Here is a 23,379-nt window from a genome sequence, read left to right as displayed (position 1 = left end):
GCGTCCACGGATGGACACCGCCCCCTCCACGCGGCTCAGCTCCTGCGGTCGCCGAGTACGGACTCCACGCCGGACCGGATCTCGTCCGTGGCCAGACCCCGGATCGTCAGCGTCGTGCGGCGCCGCAGCACGTCGTCCGCCGTCTCGGCCCACTCGTGGTCGCGCGCGTAGGCGACCTGGGCCCAGATCTCCGGCGCGTCCGGGTGGATGCGCGCGGCGAGCGCCGGGTCCTCGTTGGCCAGCCGGGCGATGTCGAAGGACAGCGAACCGTAGTGCGTGGCCAGATGCCGTGCCGTGTCGGCGGACATCCGCGGCCCCGGCGCGCCGCCGTCGACCAGCAGCCGGTGCGCCACCGCGTTCGGGTTGGCGATACCGGGCAGCGGCAGCTTCTTCGGCAGCCGGGCCATCGGCTCCATGTCCTCGGCCAGCGGGTGCCCGGGGAGCGCGGCCAGCTTGTTCATCACCGTCCGGCCGATGTGGCGGAACGTCGTCCACTTGCCGCCCGCGACCGACAGCATCCCGCCGCGGCCCTCCGTCACGACGGTCTCGCGCTTGGCCTTGGCGGTGCCCCCGGGACCGCCCGGCAGCACCCGCAGACCCGCGAAGGAGTACGTGATCAGATCACGCGACAGCTGCTGGTCCCGGACCGAGAACGCCGCCTCGTCCAGGATCTGCGCGGTGTCCTTCTCGGTGACCGAGACATCCGCCGGATCGCCCTCGTACTCCTCGTCCGTCGTACCGAGCAGCAGCATGTCCTCCCAGGGCAGGGCGAACGTGATGCGGTACTTGTCGATCGGGGTGGCGAGCGCGGCCTTCCACGGCCGGGTGCGCTTCAGGACCAGGTGCGCGCCCTTGGACAGGCGTATGGAAGGCGCCGCGTCCGGGTTCTCCATCTTGCGCAGGTGGTCGACCCACGGCCCGGTGGCGTTCAGCACCAGACGGGCGTTGATCCCGAACTCCGTACCGTCCACGGCGTCCCGCAGATCCGCACCGGTCACCCGGCCCCTGGTGAAGCGGAGCCCGGTCACCGCGGCGTGGTTCAGCACGGCGGCGCCCGCCTCGACGGCCGCGCGGACCGTCATCAGCGCCATCCGCGCGTCGTTCATCTGGTCGTCGCCGTAGACCGCGACGGCCTTCAGGTTGTCGGTCCGCAGTTCCGGCACGTCGCGCTGCGCCTTCGCCGGGCTGATCACGTGGCCGACGCCGTCACCGAACGCGGAGAGCGCCGAGTACGCGAACACGCCCGCGCCGAGCTTGGCCGCGCCGTGCGGGCCGCCCTTGTAGACCGGCAGGTAGAAGGTGAGCGGGTTGGCGAGGTGCGGTGCGACCTGACGGGAGACCGCACGCCGCTCGAAGTGGTTCTCCGCCACCAGCTTCACCGCGCCGGTCTGGAGGTAGCGCAGACCGCCGTGGAGCAGCTTGGAGGAGGCGGAGGAGGTGGCGCCGGCGAAGTCGCCGGCGTCCACCAGGGCCACCCGCAGTCCGGACTGCGCGGCGTGCCAGGCGGTGGAGATGCCCAGGATGCCGCCGCCGATCACCAGGAGGTCGTACGTCGCCTTGGAAAGCTGCTCCCGGGTCTCGGCGCGGCTCGGAAGGGAGCCGGAGGCCGGATGCGTCCCGAGGGCGGGGACGCTCTGCAGGGTGGTCATGTTTCTTACTCCTCGTCCTCGAGCCAGTCCATGGTCCGCTGTACGGCCTTGAGCCAGCTCTTGTACTCGCGGTCGCGGGTCTCCGCGTCCATGCGGGGGGTCCACTCGGCGGCCCGGCGCCAGTTGGCGCGCAGCGCGTCGGTGTCCGGCCAGAAGCCGACGGCGAGGCCGGCGGCGTAGGCGGCGCCGAGGCAGGTGGTCTCGGCGACCATGGGCCGCACCACGGGTGCGTCCAGGAAGTCGGCGAGGGTCTGCATCAGCAGGTTGTTGGAGGTCATGCCGCCGTCGACCTTGAGCGCGGTCAGCTCGACGCCGGAGTCCTTGGTCATGGCGTCGCTGATCTCACGGGTCTGCCAGGCGGTGGCCTCCAGTACGGCACGGGCGATGTGCGCCTTGGTGACGTAGCGGGTGAGACCGGCGATGACGCCGCGGGCGTCGGGGCGCCAGTACGGGGCGAACAGGCCGGAGAAGGCGGGTACGAAGTACGCGCCGCCGTTGTCCTCGACCGACGAGGCCAGGGTCTCGATCTCGGCCGCGGACTGGATCAGGCCCATCTGGTCGCGCATCCACTGCACCAGCGAACCGGTGACGGCGATCGACCCCTCCAGGGCGTAGACCGGCTTCTGGTCGCCGATCTGGTAGCCGACCGTGGTCAGCAGGCCGTTGTAGGAGTTGACGGGCGTCTCACCGGTGTTCATCAGCATGAAGGTGCCGGTGCCGTACGTGGACTTCGCCTCGCCCTCGGAGTAGCAGGTCTGGCCGAACAGCGCGGCCTGCTGGTCACCGAGCGCCGAGGCGACCGGCACGCCGTCGAGCACGCCGCCCTTGGCGTGGCCGTAGACCTCGGCCGAGGACCGGATCTCGGGGAGCACCGCGGCCGGGATGCCGATGGAGGAGAGGATCTTGTCGTCCCACGCCATCTTGTGCAGGTTCATCAAAAGCGTGCGGGAGGCGTTGGTGACGTCGGTGACGTGCACGCCGCCCTCGGTGCCGCCGGTCAGGTTCCAGATGACCCAGGAGTCCATGGTGCCGAAGAGGATGTCGCCCCGCTCGGCCCGCTCGCGCAGCCCCTCGACGTTGTCGAGCAGCCAGCGGACCTTGGGTCCGGCGAAGTACGAGGCGAGCGGCAGGCCCGTCTCGCGGCGGAAGCGGTCCTGGCCCACGTTGCGGCCGAGCTCCCGGCAGAGCGCGTCGGTGCGCGTGTCCTGCCAGACGAGGGCGTTGTGGACGGGCTCGCCGGTGTTCTTGTCCCACATCAGCGTGGTCTCGCGCTGATTGGTGATGCCGATGGCCTTCACGTCGGCGGCGGTGATCCCCGCCTTGACGATGGCGCCGGCCACGACCTCCTGGACGTTCTCCCAGATCTCGGTCGCGTCGTGCTCGACCCAGCCCGGCTTCGGCAGGATCTGCTCGTGCTCCTTCTGGTCGACGGAGACGATCCGGCCGTCCTTGTCGAAGACGATGCAGCGGCTGGAGGTGGTGCCCTGGTCGATGGCCGCGATGAACGGCCCGGTTCCGTGGGTGCCGGTGGTGTGTGCGTCGGTCACGGTGTGCTCCCGGAGGTCTGTGAGGTCTTGGGGTTGCGGCTCTGGTTCCGGTGTCTCACGCGAAGGCGAGGTTGTAGAGCCCGCCCGCGAGCGCGCCGCCGATCAGGGGGCCGACGACCGGGATCCAGGCGTAGCCCCAGTCGGAGCCGCCCTTGTTCGGCAGCGGAAGCAGCGCGTGCACGATACGCGGCCCGAGGTCGCGGACCGGGTTGATCGCGTAGCCCGTCGGCCCGCCGAGCGACAGGCCGATGCCGACGACGACCAGAGCGGTGATCAGCGCGCCGAGTGCGCCGAGACCGTTGCCCTTGTCGTTGAGGCCCTGGGTGAGGATCGCCAGGACCAGCACGAGCGTGGCGATGATCTCGGTGACGACGTTCTGCACGGCGTTGCGGATCTCCGGGCCCGTCGAGAAGACGCCGAGCACCGGTCCGGCCTTGGGGGCAGCGGCCGGGTCGACCATGCCCTCGTCACCCGTGTGGGCCTTGAGGACCGCCGGATCGGTGAGGTGCGCCCGGAACTGTCCGTAGTAGACCAGCCAGGCCAGCACCGCGCCGATCATCGCGCCCAGGAGCTGCGAGGCGAGGTAGAGCGGTACGTCGCTCCACTTGGTTCCGCCCTCGATCGCCAGACCGATGGTGACGGCGGGGTTGAGGTGTGCGCCGGACACGCCGCCCGCGATGTAGGCGCCGGTCAGGACCGCGAAGCCCCAGCCGAAGCTGATCGCGACCCAGCCGGCGTTCTGTGCCTTCGAGTGCTTGAGCGTGACGGCGGCACAGACACCGGCGCCGAGCAGGATGAGTATGGCGGTACCGATGGTCTCGCCGATGAAGATGTCGGAGCTGGACACCCGCGACTCCTTTGTCCTTCGTCCAGGAAGCCGAACCCCGGGTCCCTCCGGTGGTCCGCGCCCTCATGTAAGGGCGTTACCGGCCCTAGGCACGTGTCACACCATAACGCTTGTTTCCGTTAAGTGTTCGACAATGCCGACCGGTGCACGGCAGTGTTCCTCTCAGGTGAATGAGGCGTCAAGGGGTCTGTGGCCTACAACTCGATTGCGGGACCCGTAACCGATGATTCCGTACGGGGCTCAGAAGCGCCTGGCGCCCAGATCGCGGGAGACCGCGCGGGCGCAGTCCCGCACCGCCGCGACCAGATCGGGCCGTAGCCCGCCGTCCACGCAGACCCGCTCCACCGCACCGGTCACCGCCACCGCGCCGACCGGCATCCGGCGCCGGTCGTGGATCGGTGCGGCCACCGAGGCGACGCCCTCCCACGTCTCCTCCATGTCGGCCGCCCAGCCGCGCGCGCGGATCAGGTCGAGCATCGACTCGAACTCCGCCGAATCGGTGACGGTGCGGGGCGTGAACGACTGCCGTTCGGCCTCCATGGCCTCCGTGTGCGCCACCGGGTCGTACGCCGACAGCACCTTGCCCAGCGCCGTCGAGTGCAGCGGCTGCATGGCCCCGACCTCCAGGACCTGCCGGCTGTCGTCGGGCCGGAACACGTGGTGGACGATCAGGACGCCCCGCTGGTGCAGGACGCCCAGATGGGCGCTCTCGCCGCTGGACCTGGCCAGGTCGTCCGTCCAGACCAGCGCGCGGGCCCGCAGCTCGTGGACGTCCAGGTAGCTGTTGCCCAGGCGCAGCAGCTCGGCGCCGAGCTGGTAGCGGCCGGAGGCGGCGTCCTGCTCCACGAAGCCCTCGTGCTGGAGCGTGCGCAGGATGCCGTGGGCGGTGCCCTTGGCCAGGCCCAGCGACGAGGCGATGTCGGAGAGCCCCAGTCGCCGCTCGCCGCCCGCCAGCAGTCGCAGCATCGCGGCCGCCCGCTCCAGCGACTGGATGTTCTTGGCCATCGTGCCGTACTCCTCCACTGTGGTTCGACAATGCTGAACACTATCGGTCGATGCCGACCCGTGCTCGATCGCAGGAGAAGTCTGCGGCACCCCGCCGGTCCGGACAGCCCCCGGAACAGCATGCAGTCCGATTCGTGGACGGAGTCACGGCCCGGGACGTCGCCCGGCTAGGCTGGCGGGGTGCGCCTTCCGCCGAAGCCGCAAAGCCGACAGCCGTCGCATCCCAGGGAGTACATCCATGGCCCCGTCGCCGACCCCTTCAGCCGACAGCAGGACCCGGTCCGCAGCGCTCCGTGAGGCGCTGGCCACCCGAGTGGTGGTCGCCGACGGTGCCATGGGCACCATGCTGCAGGCCCAGGACCCCACGCTCGAGGACTTCGAGAACCTCGAGGGCTGCAACGAGATCCTGAACCTCACGCGCCCCGACATCGTGCGCTCCGTGCATGAGGAGTACTTCGCGGTCGGCGTGGACTGTGTGGAGACGAACACCTTCGGCGCCAACCACTCGGCGGCGAACGAGTACGAGATCGCCGACCGGATCGTCGAACTGTCCGAGTCGGGTGCCCGCATCGCCCGCGAGGTCGCCGACGAGTTCACCGCGAAGGACGGCCGCCAGCGCTGGGTCCTCGGCTCCGTGGGACCCGGCACCAAGCTGCCCTCGCTCGGCCACATCGCGTACGACGTGTTGCGGGACGGCTACCAGCGGAACGCGGAGGGCCTGCTCGCCGGCGGCGCGGACGCCCTGATCGTGGAGACCACGCAGGACCTGCTGCAGACCAAGTCCAGCCTCATCGGCGCGCGCCGGGCCATGGACGCCCTGGGCATCGACGTGCCGCTGATCTGCTCGCTCGCTTTCGAGACGACGGGCGTCATGCTGCTCGGCTCCGAGATCGGTGCCGCACTGACCGCGCTGGAGCCGCTGGGCATCGACCTGATCGGGCTGAACTGCTCGACGGGCCCGGCCGAGATGAGCGAGCACCTGCGCTACCTGGCCCAGCACTCGCGTACACCGCTGATGTGCATGCCGAACGCGGGCCTGCCCGTGCTGACCAAGGACGGCGCGCACTTCCCGCTCGACCCCGAGGGGCTGGCGGACGCGCAGGAAGCCTTCGTGAGCGACTACGGCCTGTCCCTGATCGGCGGCTGCTGCGGTACGACGCCCGAGCATCTGCGCCAGGTCGTCGAGCGGGCCCGTGCGCTGACCCCAGCCGTCCGCCACCCGCGCCCCGAGCCCGGCGCCGCCTCGCTCTACCAGACCGTCCCGTTCCGCCAGGACACCTCGTACCTCGCGATCGGTGAGCGTACGAACGCCAACGGCTCCAAGAAGTTCCGCGAGGCGATGCTGGAGGCGCGCTGGGACGACTGCGTGGAGATGGCCCGTGACCAGATCCGCGAGGGCGCGCACATGCTCGACCTCTGTGTGGACTACGTGGGCCGCGACGGCGTCGCGGACATGAAGGAGCTGGCCGGACGGTTCGCCACGGCCTCCACCCTGCCGGTCGTGCTGGACTCCACCGAGCTGCCCGTGCTGCGGGCCGGTCTGGAGAAGCTCGGCGGGCGCGCGGTCCTCAACTCGGTCAACTACGAGGACGGCGACGGCCCCGAGTCGCGCTTCGTCCAGGTCACCCGGCTCGCCGCCGAGCACGGCGCCGCGCTGATCGCGCTGACCATCGACGAGGAGGGCCAGGCCCGCACCGTCGAGCACAAGGTCGCCATCGCCGAGCGGCTCATCGAGGACCTGACCGGCAACTGGGGCATCCATGAGTCGGACATCCTCATCGACTGCCTGACCTTCACCATCTGCACGGGGCAGGAGGAGTCCCGCAAGGACGGCATCGCCACCATCGAGGCGATCCGCGAGCTGAAGAAGCGCCGCCCCGACGTGCAGACCACGCTCGGCCTCTCGAACATCTCCTTCGGCCTGAACCCGGCTGCCCGCGTGGTCCTGAACTCCGTCTTCCTCGACGAGTGCGTCAAGGCCGGACTCGACTCGGCGATCGTGCACGCCTCGAAGATCCTTCCGATCGCCCGGCTGGACGAGGAGCAGGTCAAGGTCGCCCATGACCTGATCTACGACCGCCGCGCCGAGGGCTATGACCCGTTGCAGCGGCTCATGGAGCTGTTCGAGGGCGTCAACATGAAGTCGATGAAGGAGGGCAAGGCCGAGGAACTTCTCGCGCTGCCCCTCGACGAGCGCCTTCAGCGCCGGATCATCGACGGTGAGAAGAAGGGGCTGGAGGCCGACCTCGACGAGGCCCTGCAGACCCGGCCGGCCCTCGACATCGTCAACGACACCCTGCTGGAGGGCATGAAGGTCGTCGGCGAGCTCTTCGGCTCCGGCCAGATGCAGCTGCCGTTCGTGCTCCAGTCCGCCGAGGTCATGAAGACCGCGGTGGCCCATCTGGAACCGCACATGGAGAAGTCCGACGCCGACGGCAAGGGCACCATCGTCCTGGCGACCGTCCGCGGCGACGTCCACGACATCGGCAAGAACCTCGTCGACATCATCCTGTCCAACAACGGCTACAACGTCGTCAACATCGGCATCAAGCAGCCCGTCTCCGCGATCCTGGAAGCCGCCGAGGAGAACCGCGCCGACGTCATCGGCATGTCCGGTCTCCTGGTCAAGTCCACCGTGATCATGAAGGAGAACCTCCAGGAGCTCAACCAGCGCAAGCTGGCCGCCGACTACCCGGTCATCCTGGGCGGCGCCGCCCTGACCCGTGCCTACGTGGAGCAGGACCTGCACGAGATCTACGAGGGCGAGGTCCGCTACGCCCGGGACGCCTTCGAGGGCCTGCGTTTGATGGACGCGCTCATCGGGGTCAAGCGCGGCGTTCCGGGTGCCGTCCTCCCCGAGCTCAAACAGCGCCGGGTGCCCAAGCGCGACGCGGCCGTGCTGGAGGTCGAGGAGCCGGAGGAGGGTGTGCGTTCCGACGTCTCGGTCACCAACCCCGTCCCGGAGCCCCCGTTCTGGGGCACCCGGGTCGTCAAGGGCATCCAGCTCAAGGAGTACGCCTCCTGGCTCGACGAGGGCGCCCTCTTCAAGGGCCAGTGGGGCCTCAAGCAGGCCCGCGCCGGCGACGGCCCCACCTACGAGGAGCTGGCCGAGACCGAGGGCCGCCCGCACCTGCGCGGCTGGCTCGACAAGCTGCACACCGAGAACCTGCTGGAAGCGGCCGTCGTCTACGGCTACTTCCCCTGCGTCTCCAAGGGCGACGACCTGATCCTGCTGCACGAGGACGGCTCGGAGCGCACCCGCTTCACCTTCCCGCGCCAGCGCCGCGGCCGCCGCCTGTGCCTCGCCGACTTCTTCCGCCCGGAGGAGTCCGGTGAGACGGACGTGATCGGCCTCCAGGTCGTCACCGTCGGATCGCGGATCGGCGGCGAGACCGCCAAGCTCTTCGAGGCCAACGCCTACCGCGACTACCTGGAGCTGCACGGCCTCTCCGTCCAGCTGGCCGAGGCCCTCGCCGAGTACTGGCACGCCCGGGTCCGCTCGGAGCTCGGCTTCGCGGGCGAGGACCCGGCCGATGTCGAGGACATGTTCGCGCTGAAGTACCGGGGCGCGCGCTTCTCCCTCGGCTACGGCGCCTGCCCGGACCTGGAGGACCGGGCCAAGATCGCCGACCTGCTCCAGCCCGAGCGGATCGGCGTGCACCTCTCCGAGGAGTTCCAGCTCCACCCGGAGCAGTCCACCGACGCGATCGTCATCCACCACCCGGAGGCGAAGTACTTCAACGCGCGGTAAGGCGCTGTTCAACGCGTGGTAGCCGGACGAGTCGTACACTGGTCGGTCCAGTGCAGGCCGGTCACCGTCCCTCGGGGGAACGGTGGCCGGCCTTCTCGCCCCTCATGAAAGGTGTGCCGGATGACCAGTACGATTCCCGCGTCCCTGACCCGTACGGCAGAGGGTGCGGCCCTGCAGGCCGTGCTCCTCGACATGGACGGCACCCTGGTCGACACCGAGGGCTTCTGGTGGGACGTCGAGACGGAGGTCTTCGCCGACCTCGGGCACACGCTGGAGGAGTCCTGGCGTGAAGTGGTCGTCGGCGGCCCGATGACCCGCAGCGCCGGGTACCTGATCGAAGCCACCGGCGCCGACATCACCCTCCCGGAGGTGACCGTGCTGCTCAACGACCGCTTCGAGAAGCGCATCGGTCTCGGGGTGCCCCTGATGCCCGGAGCCGCCCGGCTGCTGGCCGAACTGGGCAGACACCGGATCCCCACCGCCCTGGTCTCGGCCTCGCACCGGCGGATCATCGACCGGGTGCTGGACTCCGTGGGGCACCATCACTTCGCGCTGACCGTCGCGGGCGACGAGGTCACCCGGACGAAGCCGCACCCGGAGCCGTATCTCGCCGCCGCCGCAGGCTTCGGGGCCGACCCCCGGTTCTGCGCGGTCATCGAGGACACGGCGACCGGAGTGGCCGCGGCGGAGGCCGCCGGGTGCCGGGTGGTCGCCGTGCCGTCGGTGTCACCGATCGCACCCGCCCCCGGCCGCGTCGTCGTGAGTTCTCTCGAAGAAGTCGATCTCGCATTTCTCAGGGGCCTGGTCACGGGAATGCGTTGAGCCGTACACCGAGAGTGCTTCTGTGAATGAATGGAAAATCTCTCTGTGTCGGACGTGCGTATTCTGTCGCACTCGCGTGTAAGTAAGTCGGGTGCATGTCAATACTCCGAAGTCTTCATCGCGTCCTCGAGTAAGTGACCTTCGTCACCCGAATGGCCGCCAATGTGTTCGGGAGTTTCGCCCGGCTGTCCGGTTTGACGTACCCAAGTGTCCCGGTTCGTGAATCCCTGTACGAATCATTCCGGCGGCCGGCAAACAGTGCTCCACACATTCCCGTCACCACTCGATTGCGCACCGGACGGCTCCGGTCCGGCATTGCCGATGACGCCTACTAATGTCGTTTTCTCCATGACCGCATGAGGGAGAACGCCCAAGATGAACCGCAAGACACTGGTGCTGCCGGCCGTCGTCGGCCTGCTCGCGCCCGTACTCGCCGCGTGCGGCGCGACGGACGGTGGGAGCGATGGCGGCGGCGCCATCGTTGTCGGCACCACGGACCGGTTCGTCGGCTCGAAGGACGCCCCCGCACCACTCGACCCGGCCATCGGCTACGAGGCGGGCGTCTGGAACGTCCTGCGGCAGACCGTACAGACCCTGACGCACATCCCGCGCGGCGGCGGCGAGCCGGTGCCCGAGGCCGCCGAGAGCTGCTCCTTCACCGACACGGCCAACGAGAGCTACCGCTGCAAGCTGCGCAGCGGCCTCGAATTCGCCGACGGCAGCGCGGTCACCGCCGAGGACGTCAAGTACTCCATCGACCGCGTCATCCGCATCAAGTCCACCAATGGACCCGTCGCCCTGCTCGACAACATCGACACCGTCGAGACCAAGGGTGACCGCGAGGTCATATTCCACCTCCGGACCTCGGATGCGACCTTCCCCTACAAGCTCGCCACCCCGCCCGCCGGAATAGTCCAGCCCGCCAAATACCCGGCGGCCTCGGCGCGCGACGGATTCCAGGTGGACGGCTCCGGTCCGTACACGATGAAGCCGGAAGTGAAGAACAATCAGGTCGTGAAAGTCGTCTTCACGAAGAATCCCCGTTACCGGGGAGATCTCAAGGTGTTGAACGACAAGGTCGAACTGGATCTCTTCCCCGACGCCACCGCCATGGGCAAGGCGCTCGACGAGAAGAAGATCGACATGATGACCCGCACCATGTCACCGAAGCAGTCGCAGAAGATGCTGGAGCACCCCAAGGACGGCATCAAGCTGACCGAGATGCCCGGCCTCGCCATCAGCTACCTCGGATTCGACACCGACGACCCCACCGTCAAGAACAAGGCCGTCCGCCAGGCCATGGCCCAGGTCATCGACCGAGGCCAGATCGCCAGCGAGGTGTACGGCACCACGGCCGAACCGCTCTACTCGCTCATCCCGTCCAGCATCGCCGGACACACCAACTCGTTCTTCAACAAGTACGGCGAGCCCAGCACGGCCAAGGCCGCAGCGATCCTGAAGGACGCCGGGATCCACACCCCGGTGAAGTTCACCCTGCACTACACGACCGACCACTACGGCGACGCGACCGCCGCCGAGTTCAGGACACTGCGGGGGCAGCTCAACGACACGGGCCTGTTCGACGTGACCGTCGAAGGAACCCCCTGGGAGAAGTACCGTCCGGCCGAACTGCGCGGCGACTACGCCGCCTACGGCATGGGCTGGTTCCCCGACTTCCCGGACCCGGACAACTACACGGCACCGTTCCTCGACAAGAACAACTTCCTCAACTCGCCCTACCGGTCGGCCGTCGCCCAGAAGACGCTCATCCCGCAGTCCCGCCGCGAGGCCGACCGCAGCATCGCCGCCAAGACCTTCAAACAGCTCCAGGACATCGTCGCCGAGGACGTCCCGGTCCTCCCGGTCTGGCAGGGCAAGCAGTACGTCGCCTCCCGCGACGGCCTCACCGGCGTGGAGTGGGCGGTCAACTCCTCCGCCGACCTCCAGCTCTGGGAGCTGGGCACCGACTGAGCGCCGGACAGCGCCCCGGCCATCATCCGCCGGCCATCACTCCGGGCCCCGAGTCCCGGCCCCGCCGGGTCCGGGTCACTGCGCGCCGGGGCGCACCAGTCCGCTCTCGTAGGCGTAGACCGCCGCCTGCACCCGGTCACGCAGCCCCAGCTTCGTCAGCACATGGCCCACATGCGTCTTGACCGTCGTCTCACTGACGAACAGGTCCGCGGCGATCTCGGCATTCGACAGACCGCGCGCCACCAGCTTCAGGACCTCCACCTCGCGGTCCGTCAACGTGTTGAGCGTGTCCGGAACCGCCTCCTCGCCCGACGGCAGATGATCCGCGTACTTGTCCAGCAGCCGCCGCGTGATGCTCGGAGCGAGCATCGCCTCGCCACCCGCGACCACCCGGATCGCCTGCACCAGCTCATTGGCCGGAGCATCCTTCAGCAGGAAACCACTGGCACCGGCACGCAGCGCCTCCACCACGTACTCATCGAGATCGAACGTCGTGAGGACCAGCACCTTCGCCGGACCGTCCTTGCCGGGGCCGGTGATCTGGCGCGTCGCCTCCACACCGTCCATCCGCGGCATCCGGATGTCCATCAGCACCACATCGGGCTGCAGCGCCCGCACCTGGTCGAGAGCCTGGAGACCGTCACCGGCCTCACCCACCACCGCGAGATCGCCCTCCGCCTCCAGAATCATCCGGAAGCCGGTACGCAGCAGCGGTTGATCATCGACCAGTAGGACGCGGATTGCCACGGTTCTCCTTAAGGTCCTTCAAGGGCCACAGGCCGGCCGGCCTCAGCACGGACCGGGTCCATTCTGCCCTGCACGTCCTGCGCGGGCTCCGCCGGGCGTACCGACAACGGGTAGACCGGGGGAGTGCCGCCGAACTCCGGACAGAGCGCCTGATGGTCGCACCAGCCGCACAGCTTCGTCGGCCGGGGCCGCCACTCACCGGTCTCCGTGGCGAGCGAGATCGCCTCCCAGAGAGCCAGCAGCTTGCGCTCCACCCGCTCCAGATCCGCCACCACCGGGTCGTACGTCAGCACGTCCCCACTGCCCAGATAGACCAGCTGGAGACGGCGCGGCACCACACCCTTCAGCCGCCAGATGACGAGCGCGTAGAACTTCATCTGGAACAGCGCCCCCTCCGCGTACTCCGGGCGCGGCGCCTTCCCCGTCTTGTAGTCGACGATCCGGACATCGCCCGACGGCGTCACATCGATCCGGTCGATCACCCCGCGCAGCCGCAGCCCCGACTCCAGCTCCGTCTCGACGAACAGCTCCCGCTCGGCCGGCTCCAGCCGCGTCGGATCCTCCAGCGAGAACCAGCGCTCCACCAGCCGCTCCGCCTCCGACAGCCACCGCGACAGCCGCTCACCCTGCGGATCCTCCGCGAACAGGTCCGACAGCTCCGGCTTCGACTCCAGCAAGCGGTCCCACTGCCCCGGGATCAGCGCCGTGGCCCGGCCCGCCGTCCGCTCCGTCGCCGGATTGTCGAACAGCCGCTCCAGCACCGCATGGACGAGCGTCCCCCGGGTAGCCGCTTCACTGGGCTTTTGCGGCAGCTTGTCGATGACCCGGAAGCGGTACAGCAGGGGACACTGCATGAAGTCGCTCGCCCGCGACGGCGAAAGGGACGAGGGCGGCTGAGGCGGCCGCGGTACTGAGGTCATGACGAAGACCCTACGACCCGCCACTGACAACAACCGGCATACCATCGACCACAGACCCCCGAACACTGCATCATCGTGCCGGACGGCACCGACCGAAGGGACCTCGTGGACGAGAGCGGCAACAGCGGGCGGCCGCAGCCCGGCGCAGGCGGAACGGACCCCGCCGCCGGCCCCGGCAAGAAAAAGCCGCCGCGCCGCGAAGAACCCGGAGGCGGCATCCTCATGGGCCGCCCCTTCGGAGTACCCGTCTACGTCGCACCGAGCTGGTTCCTGGTCGCCGCGCTGATCACCTGGGTCTTCGGCGGCCAGCTCGACCGGGTCCTGCCCGGCCTCGGCGCGGCGCGCTACCTCGTCGCACTCTTCTTCGCCATCGCCTTCTACGCCTCCGTGCTCGTCCACGAACTCGCGCACACCGTGGTCGCACTGCGCTACAAACTGCCGGTACGCCGCATCCAGCTCCAGTTCTTCGGCGGCGTCTCCGAGATCGAGAAGGAATCCGAGACCCCCGGCCGCGAATTCGTCCTCGCCTTCGTGGGACCGCTGCTCTCCCTCGTCCTGGCCGGCGTCTTCTACATCCCGCTGAACTACGTCGAACGCGGCACCGTCCCCGGAGTGCTGCTCGGCGGACTCATGATCTCCAACCTCATCGTCGCCGCCTTCAACCTGCTGCCCGGCCTCCCGCTCGACGGCGGCCGGATGCTCCGCGCCGTCGTCTGGAAGATCACCGGCCGCCCGATGAGCGGCACCGTCGCCGCCGCCTGGGTCGGCCGGGCGCTGGCCGTCATCACCCTCATCGGCCTCCCCCTCCTCACCCGCACCGGGTCCTTCGGCAACGACACCGACAGCCTCAGCGGCATGGACACCGTCATCGACGCCCTGCTCGCCGCGGTCCTCGCCGCCATCATCTGGACCGGAGCCGGCAACAGCCTGCGCATGGCCCGGCTGCGCGAGCACCTCCCCGACCTGCGCGCCCGAGCCCTCACCAGGCGCGCGGTACCCGTCGAAGCCGCCACCCCGCTCTCCGAAGCACTGCGGCGCGCCAACGAGGCCGGAGCCCGCGCCCTCGTCGTCGTCGACGGAAGCGGCGAACCCAAGGCAGTCGTCCGCGAGGCCGCCATCGTCGCCGTCCCCGAACACCGCCGCCCCTGGGTCGCCGTCAGCGGCCTCGCCCAGGACCTCACCGACGGCATGAAGGTCCCCGCCGAACTCGCCGGCGAAGCCCTCCTGGACCGGCTCAAGGCCAGCCCCGCCACCGAGTACCTCGTCGTCGAGGACACCGGCGAGATCTACGGGGTGCTGTCCACGGCCGACGTGGAACGCGCCTTCGTCGCCGCCATGGCCCGCCCCGCCGCCTGACCCCCCGGCCCGCACCCGGGCACGCGGTCGGAGCCCACGGAAACACCGGTACGCTGGCCACATGTCTGAACCGACCGGTGCCGCCCGCCGACGTGGGCCCTTCAAGGTCGGGGACCAGGTCCAGCTCACCGATCCCAAGGGACGCCACTACACCTTCACGCTCGAAGCCGGAAAGAACTTCCACACCCACAAGGGTTCTTTCTCGCACGACGAGCTGATCGGTGCTCCCGAGGGCAGTGTTGTCCGCACCACGGGGAACGTCGTCTACCTCGCGCTGCGCCCCCTGCTCCCCGACTACGTCCTGTCCATGCCCCGCGGCGCCGCCGTGGTCTACCCCAAGGACGCGGGGCAGATCCTGGCCTTCGGCGACATCTTCCCCGGCGCCCGCGTCGTGGAGGCCGGGGTCGGATCCGGCGCGCTCTCCACCTTCCTGCTCCGCGCCATCGGCGAGCAGGGCATGCTGCACTCCTACGAGCGCCGCGAGGACTTCGCCGAGATCGCCCAGCAGAACGTCGAGCGCTACTTCGGCAGCCCGCACCCCGCCTGGCAGCTCACCGTCGGAGACCTCCAGGACAACCTCACGGAGACCGACGTGGACCGCGTCGTCCTGGACATGCTCGCGCCCTGGGAGTGCCTGGACGCCGTCTCCAAGGCGCTCGTCCCGGGCGGCATCCTCTGCGCGTACGTCGCCACCACCACCCAGCTCTCCCGGACGGTCGAGTCCATCCGCGAGATCGGCTGCTTCGCGGAACCCCAGCCCTGGGAGTCGATGATCCGCAACTGGCACGTCGAGGGGCTCGCCGTCCGCCCGGACCACCGGATGATCGGCCACACCGGCTTCCTCGTCACCGCCCGCCGGCTGGCCGACGGCGTCCAGGCCCCGCCGCGCCGCCGCCGCCCCTCCAAGGGCGCCTACGGCGACGACTACAGCGGACCGGGCAGCCAGAGCGGCACCGCCACCGCCACCGACTGACCCGGCAACGCACCCGCGCCGCCGCCGAGTTCCCGGACCGACCCGGGAACTCGGCGGCGGCGCCTTTTCGTTGCACCGGGACCGGCACGGTGCACCGGAAGCACGCAATCCCCAGGGACCCCACCGTTCCGCAGATGTGTGAGGTGTGGCACGATGCTGGCCACTCCCCACCCGCTGCCGGCACCCTGCCGACGGCACTGCCTCTCAGGCATTCCGCACCAAAGGAACCACAGGAGACATCCCGCGTGCAGACCTCCGCGCTCCCGGACCTCGCGCACACCGACACCACGACGCTGCACTGGCTCGCCACCGCCGCGGCCATGGCCGCCGTGGTCGCGGCAGCCGGCCTGCTCCAGCCCGACACGACCGCCTCGGCCTCCACCACGCCCCACCGCACCGCCGTGCAGCACGGCTCGGCATCCGTGGCCCCGCCCGACCCCGCCCGCGCGGTGTTCCCCCTGGAATGCGGCGGCGTCGGCACCACGGTCGCCAAGGAGGTCCCCGGAGACCTCGACGGCGACGACCGCCCGGAGACCGTCGCGGTGGTCCACTGCGCGGCCGGATCAGGCACCCCGCCCAGCGGCGTCTACGTCCTCACACAGGGAGGCGGGGCCGCACCCAGGATCGTCGCGACCCTGGTCGACCCCGCCCAGAAGATGAGCGTCGGAGACTTCGCCGTGAGTGACGGAATCGTCTCCGCGACGCTCCTCGGCTACTCCTCGCCCAAGATTCCCTCCTGCTGCCCCGACGAGCAGGAGAAGGTCACCTGGCAGTGGCAGAACGGCGCCTTCGTACGCAACAGCCTGTCCGACGACCCCGCCGACGGCAACGTCTGACGGCGTCACCCCGCACAGCCGCCGGCCGCCGCCCTGCGGATCAGATCATCCAGGCGGACCAGACTGATCGGGCGGATCAGGCGGCCTCGGGACCGTAGACCTCGACGCTGTCCGAAACGCGTCGTACATGAATGCAGTCGCCGGGGCACTCCTTGGCCGAATCGACCACGTCCTGGAGAAGCGGCAACGGCACCGGGGTGGTCGCCCCCTTGTCCTGCAGCAGCTCGTCGCCGTCGCTCTTCACATAGGCCAGCCCGTCGATGTCCAGCTCGAAGACCTCGGGCGCGTACTGCACACAGATACCGTCCCCCGTGCAGAGGTCCTGATCGATCCAGACCTCCAGGTCCTGCGTGTCGCCACCGGTGGGAGCGTCCTGCTGCGCGGTCATTTCGCCTGCCGTTTCCTGCGTATCCGAACCAAAAAAAGCCAGCCCTGACGGGTGTTGAACACTTCGACGATACAACCGGCCGCTTTCCGATGTTGAAGGGTGGGTATTCCCCTGACACGAGGGGGAGCGCAAGGGTGAAGATCGGACAGACCCCACAGTCTTTGTGATCTAGGGGTTTCAATCATCACCCACCCAGGTAGGGTCAGGAAGCGTCCAGCTCCCCTTGGAGGAGGTGAGGACCGTGGCAGCCCACGACGACGACATCAACCGCGGCATCCGGCCCGTGCGGGGGTCCGATGACCCAGCAGGCCAGGTCGCCTATCTCGAGCAGGAAATCGCCGTCCTGCGACGTAAGCTCGCCGACTCTCCGCGTCATACGAGGATTCTCGAAGAGCGGATCGTCGAGTTCCAGACCAACCTCGCAGGCGTGTCCGCTCAGAACGAGCGGCTCGCCAGCACACTCCGCGAGGCCCGCGACCAGATCGTGGCCCTCAAGGAAGAGGTCGACCGGCTGGCACAGCCACCGGCCGGCTTCGGTGTGTTCCTGCAAGGCAACGAGGACGGCACCTGCGACATCTTCACCGGGGGCCGCAAGCTCCGGGTGAACGTCAGTCCCAGCGTTGAGCTCGATGACCTCCGGCGCGGCCAGGAAGTCATGCTCAACGAAGCGCTCAACGTGGTCGACGCCATGGAATTCGAGCGGGCCGGGGACATCGTCACCCTCAAGGAGATCCTTGAGGACGGCGAACGCGCCCTGGTGGTCGGGCACACCGACGAGGAACGGGTGGTGCGGCTCGCCGAGCCTCTGCTGGACATCACCATCCGCCCCGGCGACGCCCTGCTGCTCGAACCCAGGTCCGGCTACGTCTACGAAGTCGTTCCCAAGAGCGAGGTCGAAGAGCTCGTCCTCGAAGAAGTCCCGGACATCGACTACGACAAGATCGGCGGCCTGGGCGACCAGATCGAACTGATCCGCGACGCGGTCGAGCTCCCCTATCTGCACCCCGACCTCTTCCGGGAGCACGAGCTGCGGCCACCGAAGGGCATCCTGCTCTACGGCCCGCCCGGCTGCGGCAAGACACTCATCGCCAAAGCCGTCGCCAACTCCCTCGCGAAGAAGGTCGCCGAGGTCACCGGCCAGCCCACCGGCAAGAGCTACTTCCTCAATATCAAGGGCCCCGAACTCCTCAACAAGTACGTCGGCGAGACCGAGCGCCACATCCGCCTGGTCTTCCAGCGTGCCCGCGAGAAGGCGAGTGAGGGCACCCCCGTCATCGTCTTCTTCGACGAGATGGAGTCGCTCTTCCGAACCCGGGGATCCGGCGTCAGCTCGGACGTGGAGAACACCATCGTCCCCCAGCTGCTCGCCGAGATCGACGGCGTCGAGGGCCTGGAGAACGTCATCGTGATCGGCGCCTCCAACCGCGAGGACATGATCGACCCCGCGATCCTGCGACCCGGCCGCCTCGATGTGAAGATCAAGATCGAGCGTCCGGACGCGGAGGCCGCGAAGGACATCTTCGCGAAGTACCTCACGCCCTCGCTGCCCCTGCACGCCGACGACCTGGCCGAGAACACCGGCTCCAGGGAAGCCGCCGCGCACGCCATGATCCAGTCGGTCGTCGAGCGGATGTACACCGAGTCCGAGGAGAACCGCTTCCTCGAGGTCACGTACGCCAACGGCGACAAGGAAGTCCTGTACTTCAAGGACTTCAACTCCGGCGCGATGATCCAGAACATCGTCGACCGGGCCAAGAAGATGGCCATCAAGGCCTTCCTCGACCAGGGCCAGAAGGGCCTTCGCGTCTCCCACCTCCTCCAGGCATGCGTGGACGAGTTCAAGGAGAACGAGGACCTGCCGAACACCACCAACCCGGACGACTGGGCCAGGATCTCCGGCAAGAAGGGTGAGCGGATCGTCTTCATCCGCACACTCGTCACCGGAAAGCAGGGCGCGGACACCGGGCGCTCCATCGACACGGTGGCAAACACCGGGCAGTACCTGTAGAACGCAGACCGGCTGCGGATGCCCGGCCGGGCATCCGCAGCCGGTTGCTTTCCGGACAGCTGCGACGACACCGCAGCAATGACGTAATTGATCTCCCCACCAGCACAGAGGCGCTCTAGGCTCATGCATACCGCCCGGTCGCGCAGTGCGGGTACGGGCACAACCGCGCACGCACCGGACAAGCAGCGGTACTTGAGCGCCGCTCCCGGAAGGGAGCGCCGCCGGGCAAGGAGGGCCGCATGACCGTACGGCGAGTAATGGGCATCGAGACCGAGTACGGGATCTCCGTGCCCGGCCACCCCAACGCCAATGCCATGCTCACCTCGTCCCAGATCGTCAACGCCTACGCGGCGGCGATGCACCGGGCGCGTCGCGCCCGCTGGGACTTCGAGGAGGAGAACCCGCTGCGAGACGCGCGAGGCTTCGACCTCGCCCGCGAGACCGCCGACTCCAGTCAGCTCACGGACGAGGACATCGGCCTGGCCAATGTCATCCTCACCAACGGGGCACGGCTCTACGTCGACCATGCACACCCCGAGTACAGCTCCCCGGAGATCACCAACCCCAGGGACGCGGTCCTCTGGGACAAGGCCGGCGAGCGCATCATGGCCGAGGCCGCCGAACGAGCGGCCCAGCTGCCCGGCGCCCTGCCGATCCACCTCTACAAGAACAACACCGACAACAAGGGCGCCTCGTACGGCACGCACGAGAACTACCTGATGAAGCGGGAGACCCCGTTCTCGGACATCGTGCGCCACCTGACGCCGTTCTTCGTCTCGCGCCAGGTCGTCACCGGAGCGGGACGGGTCGGAATCGGCCAGGACGGCCAAGAGCACGGCTTCCAGATCAGCCAGCGCGCCGACTACTTCGAGGTCGAGGTCGGCCTGGAGACCACACTCAAGCGGCCGATCATCAACACCCGCGACGAGCCCCATTCGGACGCCGAGAAATACCGCCGGCTGCACGTGATCATCGGCGACGCGAACCTCTCGGAGATCTCGACCTATCTCAAGCTGGGCACCACCTCACTGGTCCTCTCCATGATCGAGGACGGCTTCATCAACGTCGACCTGGCCGTCGACCAGCCGGTGCGCACGCTGCACCAGGTGTCCCACGACCCGGATCTCCAGCAGCTGGTCACGCTGCGCAGCGGCCGGACACTCACCGCTGTACAGCTCCAGATGGAGTACTTCGAGCTGGGCCGCAAATACGTCGAGGAGCGGTACGGCGCGGACGCGGACGAGCAGACCAAGGACATCCTGATCCGCTGGGAGGACACGCTCAACCGGCTGGAGAACGATCCGATGAGCCTCTCCCGCGAGCTGGACTGGATCGCCAAGCGGGAGCTCATGGAGGGCTACCGCCGCCGCGACAACCTCGACTGGGACGCGCCCCGGCTGCACCTGGTGGACCTCCAGTACGCCGACGTACGGGCCGACAAGGGCCTCTACAACCGTCTGGCGGCCCGGGGCAGGATGAACCGCCTGCTGGACGAGAACGAGGTCGAGCAGGCCCGTACGGCGCCGCCGGAGGACACCAGGGCGTATTTCCGCGGCCGCTGCCTGGAGCAGTACGCGGACGACGTCGCGGCGGCCTCCTGGGACTCGGTCATCTTCGATCTCCCGGGCCACGACTCCTTGCAGCGGGTGCCCACCATGGAGCCGCTCCGGGGCACCCGTGAGCACGTGAAGGACCTCCTGGACCGCTGCCGCACCGCGGAAGAGCTGGTCCGGGTGCTCACGGGCGGCTGAAAGGGCCGCCGGCTGGGAATCATTCCGATGACCTCCGGACGTTGAGACAAGTACCGGGCCAATGTCGGACCCCGTAGGTAGGGTCTGATCAAGTGCTTCGAACCGAGCGGGGTGAGCTACATGGCGACCAAGGACACCGGCGGCGGACAGCAGAAGGCGACGCGCTCCACCGAGGGGACCGAGGAGCAGGCGCAGGACGCGCAGGCCTCCGAGGACCTCAAGGAGCGACAGGAGAAGCTGAGCGACGACGTCGACGACGTCCTCGACGAGATCGATGACGTACTCGAAGAGAATGCCGAGGATTTCGTGAGGTCATTTGTTCAGAAAGGTGGGGAATAGGGCTTAATGTCCGAATTCCCTGGCGGAAGGAACTGCTCTCGCTGTCGGAAGAGCCTGCCGCGGCAGTCCTTCGCGAGCAACAGGGCCATGCCGGACGGCCTCCAGGCGTACTGCCGACCGTGCTCTGCCGAGTACTACCGGCAGCGTCAGGAGGCCAAGGGCAAGTCCGTCCGGGTCAGAGTGCCTGTGCCGAGGGGGCACAAGCGTTGTCCGCAGTGCGGCGAAGTGAAACCGCATGGCGAGTGGGAGCGGAACAGATCGTCCTCGGACGGCTGGTCCAGCTACTGCCGCGTATGCCGGGCGGAGCGGAATCGGATCAGTTACTTCCGGCGCAAGTACGGCCTTGCTCCGGCCGAGTTGGACGCATTGATCGCCGCTCAGCAGGGCACGTGTTGTATCTGTCTGGCGGCTTCGGCAGAGCATGTGGATCACTGCCACGAGACGGGTAGGGTCCGAGGCGTACTGTGCTTCAGCTGCAACGCAGCCCTGGGGCAGCTCAAGGACCGGCCGGATGCCATAAGGCGTGCAGCCGCATATGTGGAGGGAAACGCGTGGAAGCCAACACTCGTAGCACCGGGCGTCTACCAGCTGCCTTCCTGACGCCGGGATCGTCCTCCTTCATGGACTTCCTGACCGACCAGTCGCCCGCGATGCTGCCGGGCAACCGGCAGCTGCCGCCCATGAAGGGGGCCATCGAGGCCCCGCACGGGACGACGATCGTCGCGGCGTCGTTCCCCGGCGGCGTGGTGCTGGCCGGTGACCGGCGGGCGACCATGGGCAGCATGATCGCTCAGCGCGACATCCAGAAGGTGTTCCCGGCCGACGAGTACTCGGCGGTGGGCATCGCCGGTACGGCCGGTCTGGCCGTGGAGATGGTCAAGCTCTTCCAGCTGGAGCTGGAGCACTTCGAGAAGGTAGAGGGTGCCCAGCTCTCCCTGGAGGGCAAGGCGAACCGGCTCTCCACGATGATCCGGAGCAATCTGGCGATGGCCATGCAGGGTCTCGCCGTGGTGCCGCTCTTCGCCGGCTACGACGTCGACCGCGAGCGGGGCCGGATCTTCTCGTACGACGTCACCGGAGGCCGTTCCGAGGAGCAGGGCTACGCGTCCACCGGCTCCGGGTCGATCTTCGCCCGCACCTCCATGAAGAAGCTCTACCGCGAGGACCTGACGCAGGAGCAGACGCTCACTCTGGTCGTGCAGGCCCTTTACGACGCGGCGGACGACGACTCGGCGACCGGCGGGCCCGATGTGGCCCGGCGTATCTATCCGATCCTCACCGTCATCACCGACGAGGGTTTCCGGAAGCTCACCGAGACGGAATCCGCAGAGATTGCCCGGTTGGTTCTGGAACGACGGCTCGCCGAGCCCGACGGTCCGCGCGCCGAGTTGCTCTGACCGCCCCTTCCGAGGCTTCTCCGATGCTCCTGCCACTGACAGAAAGGGACGGATAGCCGGTGTCGACGCCGTTCTATGTCTCACCTCAGCAGGCCATGGCCGACCGGGCGGAATACGCCCGGAAGGGCATCGCCCGTGGTCGCAGCCTGGTTGTGCTGCAGTACACCGACGGCATTGTGTTCGTCGGTGAGAACCCGTCCCGTGCGCTGCACAAGTTCAGCGAGATCTATGACCGGATCGGTTTCGCCGCCGCCGGTAAGTACAACGAGTACGAGAATCTCCGCATCGGCGGTGTGCGCTATGCCGATCTGCGCGGATACACCTATGACCGTGACGACGTGACGGCCCGTGGACTGGCGAATGTCTACGCGCAGACACTCGGCACCATTTTCTCCAGTGCGGCCGAGAAGCCGTACGAGGTGGAGCTGGTGGTGGCCGAGGTGGGCGCCGCGGCGGACGGTGACCAGATCTACCGGCTGCCGCACGACGGCTCGATCGTGGACGAGCACGGCTCGGTCGCCGTCGGTGGCAACGCCGAGCAGATCAGCACCTTCCTGGATCAGCGGCACCGCGACGGCATGTCGCTGGCCGAGGCGCTGAAGCTGGCGGTGCAGGCGCTGTCCCGCGATCCCAACGGCAGTGAGCGGGAGATCCCCGCGGAGCGGCTGGAGGTCGCGGTCCTGGACCGTACGAGGCCGCAGCAGCGCAAGTTCAAGCGGATCGTCGGCCGGCAGCTCGCGCGGTTGCTGGAGGCCGACGGTGCCGGATCGACGCCGACGGACGCTCCCTCCGACACGGAGGACGGTGACGACACCACCTCGGCGGTGACCGGTACCGGCAAGTCGGGCGGTAAGAAGGCCGTTGCCGACTCGGGCGATTCCGCGGATTCCGGTTCGACCGGCTCCAGCTCCACCGATTCGGGTGGGGACGTGGAGTAGTCCGTTCGGGTGTACGGCTCTGCCCCGGTCCGCCTCTCCGGCGGATTCTTGGGGTCCTCGCAACACCTGATGGCTTATGTGGCCGTCAGTAGATCACGCAGGCGCTCGGCTGGGGTTTTCCAGCCGAGCGTTTT

At 68.5% G+C, this 23,379-nt stretch carries 19 protein-coding genes; 12 read left to right on the top strand and 7 right to left on the bottom strand.

The window, feature by feature from the left end; all coding sequences use genetic code 11:
- Nucleotides 1-35 precede the first annotated feature (35 nt).
- From ACGFU6_RS27955 to ACGFU6_RS27940, 4 genes are all read right to left on the bottom strand, one after another.
- Nucleotides 36-1,649, bottom strand: a complete 1,614-nt coding sequence (locus tag ACGFU6_RS27955; protein WP_393614818.1) for an FAD-dependent oxidoreductase — start codon at nucleotides 1,647-1,649, stop codon at nucleotides 36-38.
- Between the two features lie 5 nt (nucleotides 1,650-1,654).
- On the bottom strand, nucleotides 1,655-3,196 hold the full coding sequence (gene glpK / locus ACGFU6_RS27950; RefSeq protein WP_393614816.1) for a glycerol kinase GlpK: 1,542 nt from the start codon (nucleotides 3,194-3,196) through the stop codon (nucleotides 1,655-1,657).
- 55 nt (nucleotides 3,197-3,251) lie between these two features.
- A complete protein-coding gene (locus ACGFU6_RS27945) occupies nucleotides 3,252-4,043 on the bottom strand; it encodes an MIP/aquaporin family protein (RefSeq protein WP_393614815.1) in 792 nt (263 codons plus the stop codon).
- 240 nt (nucleotides 4,044-4,283) lie between these two features.
- Nucleotides 4,284-5,048 carry an IclR family transcriptional regulator gene (locus ACGFU6_RS27940; protein WP_393614813.1) on the bottom strand — a complete coding sequence of 255 codons (765 nt, stop codon included), beginning with the start codon at nucleotides 5,046-5,048 and terminating at the stop codon, nucleotides 4,284-4,286.
- A 238-nt stretch (nucleotides 5,049-5,286) separates the two neighbouring features.
- On the opposite strand from ACGFU6_RS27940, the gene metH reads away from it, so the two are divergent.
- The 3 genes from metH (at nucleotide 5,287) to ACGFU6_RS27925 (ending at nucleotide 11,592) form a co-directional block, all read left to right on the top strand.
- Complete coding sequence (gene metH, locus ACGFU6_RS27935; protein ID WP_393614811.1) at nucleotides 5,287-8,799, top strand: methionine synthase; 3,513 nt, start codon at nucleotides 5,287-5,289, stop codon at nucleotides 8,797-8,799.
- 120 nt (nucleotides 8,800-8,919) lie between these two features.
- On the top strand, nucleotides 8,920-9,621 hold the full coding sequence (locus ACGFU6_RS27930; protein ID WP_393614809.1) for an HAD family hydrolase: 702 nt from the start codon (nucleotides 8,920-8,922) through the stop codon (nucleotides 9,619-9,621).
- Nucleotides 9,622-9,996: 375 nt separating this feature from the next.
- Nucleotides 9,997-11,592 carry an ABC transporter substrate-binding protein gene (locus tag ACGFU6_RS27925; RefSeq protein ID WP_393614807.1) on the top strand — a complete coding sequence of 532 codons (1,596 nt, stop codon included), beginning with the start codon at nucleotides 9,997-9,999 and terminating at the stop codon, nucleotides 11,590-11,592.
- Nucleotides 11,593-11,667: 75 nt separating this feature from the next.
- On the opposite strand, the gene ACGFU6_RS27920 is transcribed toward ACGFU6_RS27925, so the two are convergent.
- Both ACGFU6_RS27920 and ACGFU6_RS27915 read right to left on the bottom strand, forming a co-directional pair.
- On the bottom strand, nucleotides 11,668-12,339 hold the full coding sequence (locus ACGFU6_RS27920) for a response regulator (RefSeq protein ID WP_393614805.1): 672 nt from the start codon (nucleotides 12,337-12,339) through the stop codon (nucleotides 11,668-11,670).
- An 8-nt stretch (nucleotides 12,340-12,347) separates the two neighbouring features.
- Nucleotides 12,348-13,193: a RecB family exonuclease gene (locus ACGFU6_RS27915; protein ID WP_393615023.1), complete on the bottom strand. Its 846-nt coding sequence runs from the start codon at nucleotides 13,191-13,193 to the stop codon at nucleotides 12,348-12,350.
- A 171-nt stretch (nucleotides 13,194-13,364) separates the two neighbouring features.
- Here ACGFU6_RS27915 and ACGFU6_RS27910 point away from each other — a divergent pair, with 171 nt between their 5' ends.
- The 3 genes from ACGFU6_RS27910 (at nucleotide 13,365) to ACGFU6_RS27900 (ending at nucleotide 16,424) form a co-directional block, all read left to right on the top strand.
- Nucleotides 13,365-14,615 (top strand): site-2 protease family protein, encoded by a 1,251-nt coding sequence (locus ACGFU6_RS27910; protein ID WP_393615021.1) that lies wholly within the window; start codon nucleotides 13,365-13,367, stop codon nucleotides 14,613-14,615.
- A gap of 61 nt (nucleotides 14,616-14,676) precedes the next feature.
- A complete protein-coding gene (locus ACGFU6_RS27905; RefSeq protein WP_393614803.1) occupies nucleotides 14,677-15,588 on the top strand; it encodes a tRNA (adenine-N1)-methyltransferase in 912 nt (303 codons plus the stop codon).
- A 245-nt stretch (nucleotides 15,589-15,833) separates the two neighbouring features.
- Nucleotides 15,834-16,424: a hypothetical protein gene (locus tag ACGFU6_RS27900; RefSeq protein WP_393614801.1), complete on the top strand. Its 591-nt coding sequence runs from the start codon at nucleotides 15,834-15,836 to the stop codon at nucleotides 16,422-16,424.
- A 76-nt stretch (nucleotides 16,425-16,500) separates the two neighbouring features.
- On the opposite strand, the gene ACGFU6_RS27895 is transcribed toward ACGFU6_RS27900, so the two are convergent.
- Nucleotides 16,501-16,812 carry a ferredoxin gene (locus ACGFU6_RS27895; RefSeq protein ID WP_393614799.1) on the bottom strand — a complete coding sequence of 104 codons (312 nt, stop codon included), beginning with the start codon at nucleotides 16,810-16,812 and terminating at the stop codon, nucleotides 16,501-16,503.
- A 241-nt stretch (nucleotides 16,813-17,053) separates the two neighbouring features.
- Here ACGFU6_RS27895 and arc point away from each other — a divergent pair, with 241 nt between their 5' ends.
- The 6 genes from arc (at nucleotide 17,054) to prcA (ending at nucleotide 23,245) form a co-directional block, all read left to right on the top strand.
- A complete protein-coding gene (arc, locus tag ACGFU6_RS27890) occupies nucleotides 17,054-18,820 on the top strand; it encodes a proteasome ATPase (protein ID WP_123528164.1) in 1,767 nt (588 codons plus the stop codon).
- 239 nt (nucleotides 18,821-19,059) lie between these two features.
- The gene (dop, locus tag ACGFU6_RS27885; protein WP_393614797.1) at nucleotides 19,060-20,571 is read left to right on the top strand and encodes a depupylase/deamidase Dop; all 1,512 of its coding nucleotides are present in this window, start codon (nucleotides 19,060-19,062) and stop codon (nucleotides 20,569-20,571) included.
- Between the two features lie 120 nt (nucleotides 20,572-20,691).
- On the top strand, nucleotides 20,692-20,910 hold the full coding sequence (locus ACGFU6_RS27880) for a ubiquitin-like protein Pup (protein WP_123529375.1): 219 nt from the start codon (nucleotides 20,692-20,694) through the stop codon (nucleotides 20,908-20,910).
- Between the two features lie 6 nt (nucleotides 20,911-20,916).
- A complete protein-coding gene (locus ACGFU6_RS27875; protein ID WP_393614795.1) occupies nucleotides 20,917-21,510 on the top strand; it encodes an endonuclease VII domain-containing protein in 594 nt (197 codons plus the stop codon).
- The gene (prcB, locus tag ACGFU6_RS27870; protein ID WP_393614793.1) at nucleotides 21,462-22,307 is read left to right on the top strand and encodes a proteasome subunit beta; all 846 of its coding nucleotides are present in this window, start codon (nucleotides 21,462-21,464) and stop codon (nucleotides 22,305-22,307) included. Before ACGFU6_RS27875 ends, prcB begins: the two co-directional genes overlap by 49 nt.
- 59 nt (nucleotides 22,308-22,366) lie before the next feature.
- On the top strand, nucleotides 22,367-23,245 hold the full coding sequence (gene prcA, locus ACGFU6_RS27865; protein WP_393614791.1) for a proteasome subunit alpha: 879 nt from the start codon (nucleotides 22,367-22,369) through the stop codon (nucleotides 23,243-23,245).
- Nucleotides 23,246-23,379 lie beyond the last annotated feature (134 nt).

The sequence above is a fragment of the Streptomyces sp. NPDC048462 genome (genome assembly GCF_043200175.1).
Taxonomy (GTDB): Bacteria; Actinomycetota; Actinomycetes; order Streptomycetales; family Streptomycetaceae; genus Streptomyces.
Note: the sequence above shows the minus strand (reverse complement) of the source record. Positions and strands in the feature narration are given on the sequence as shown.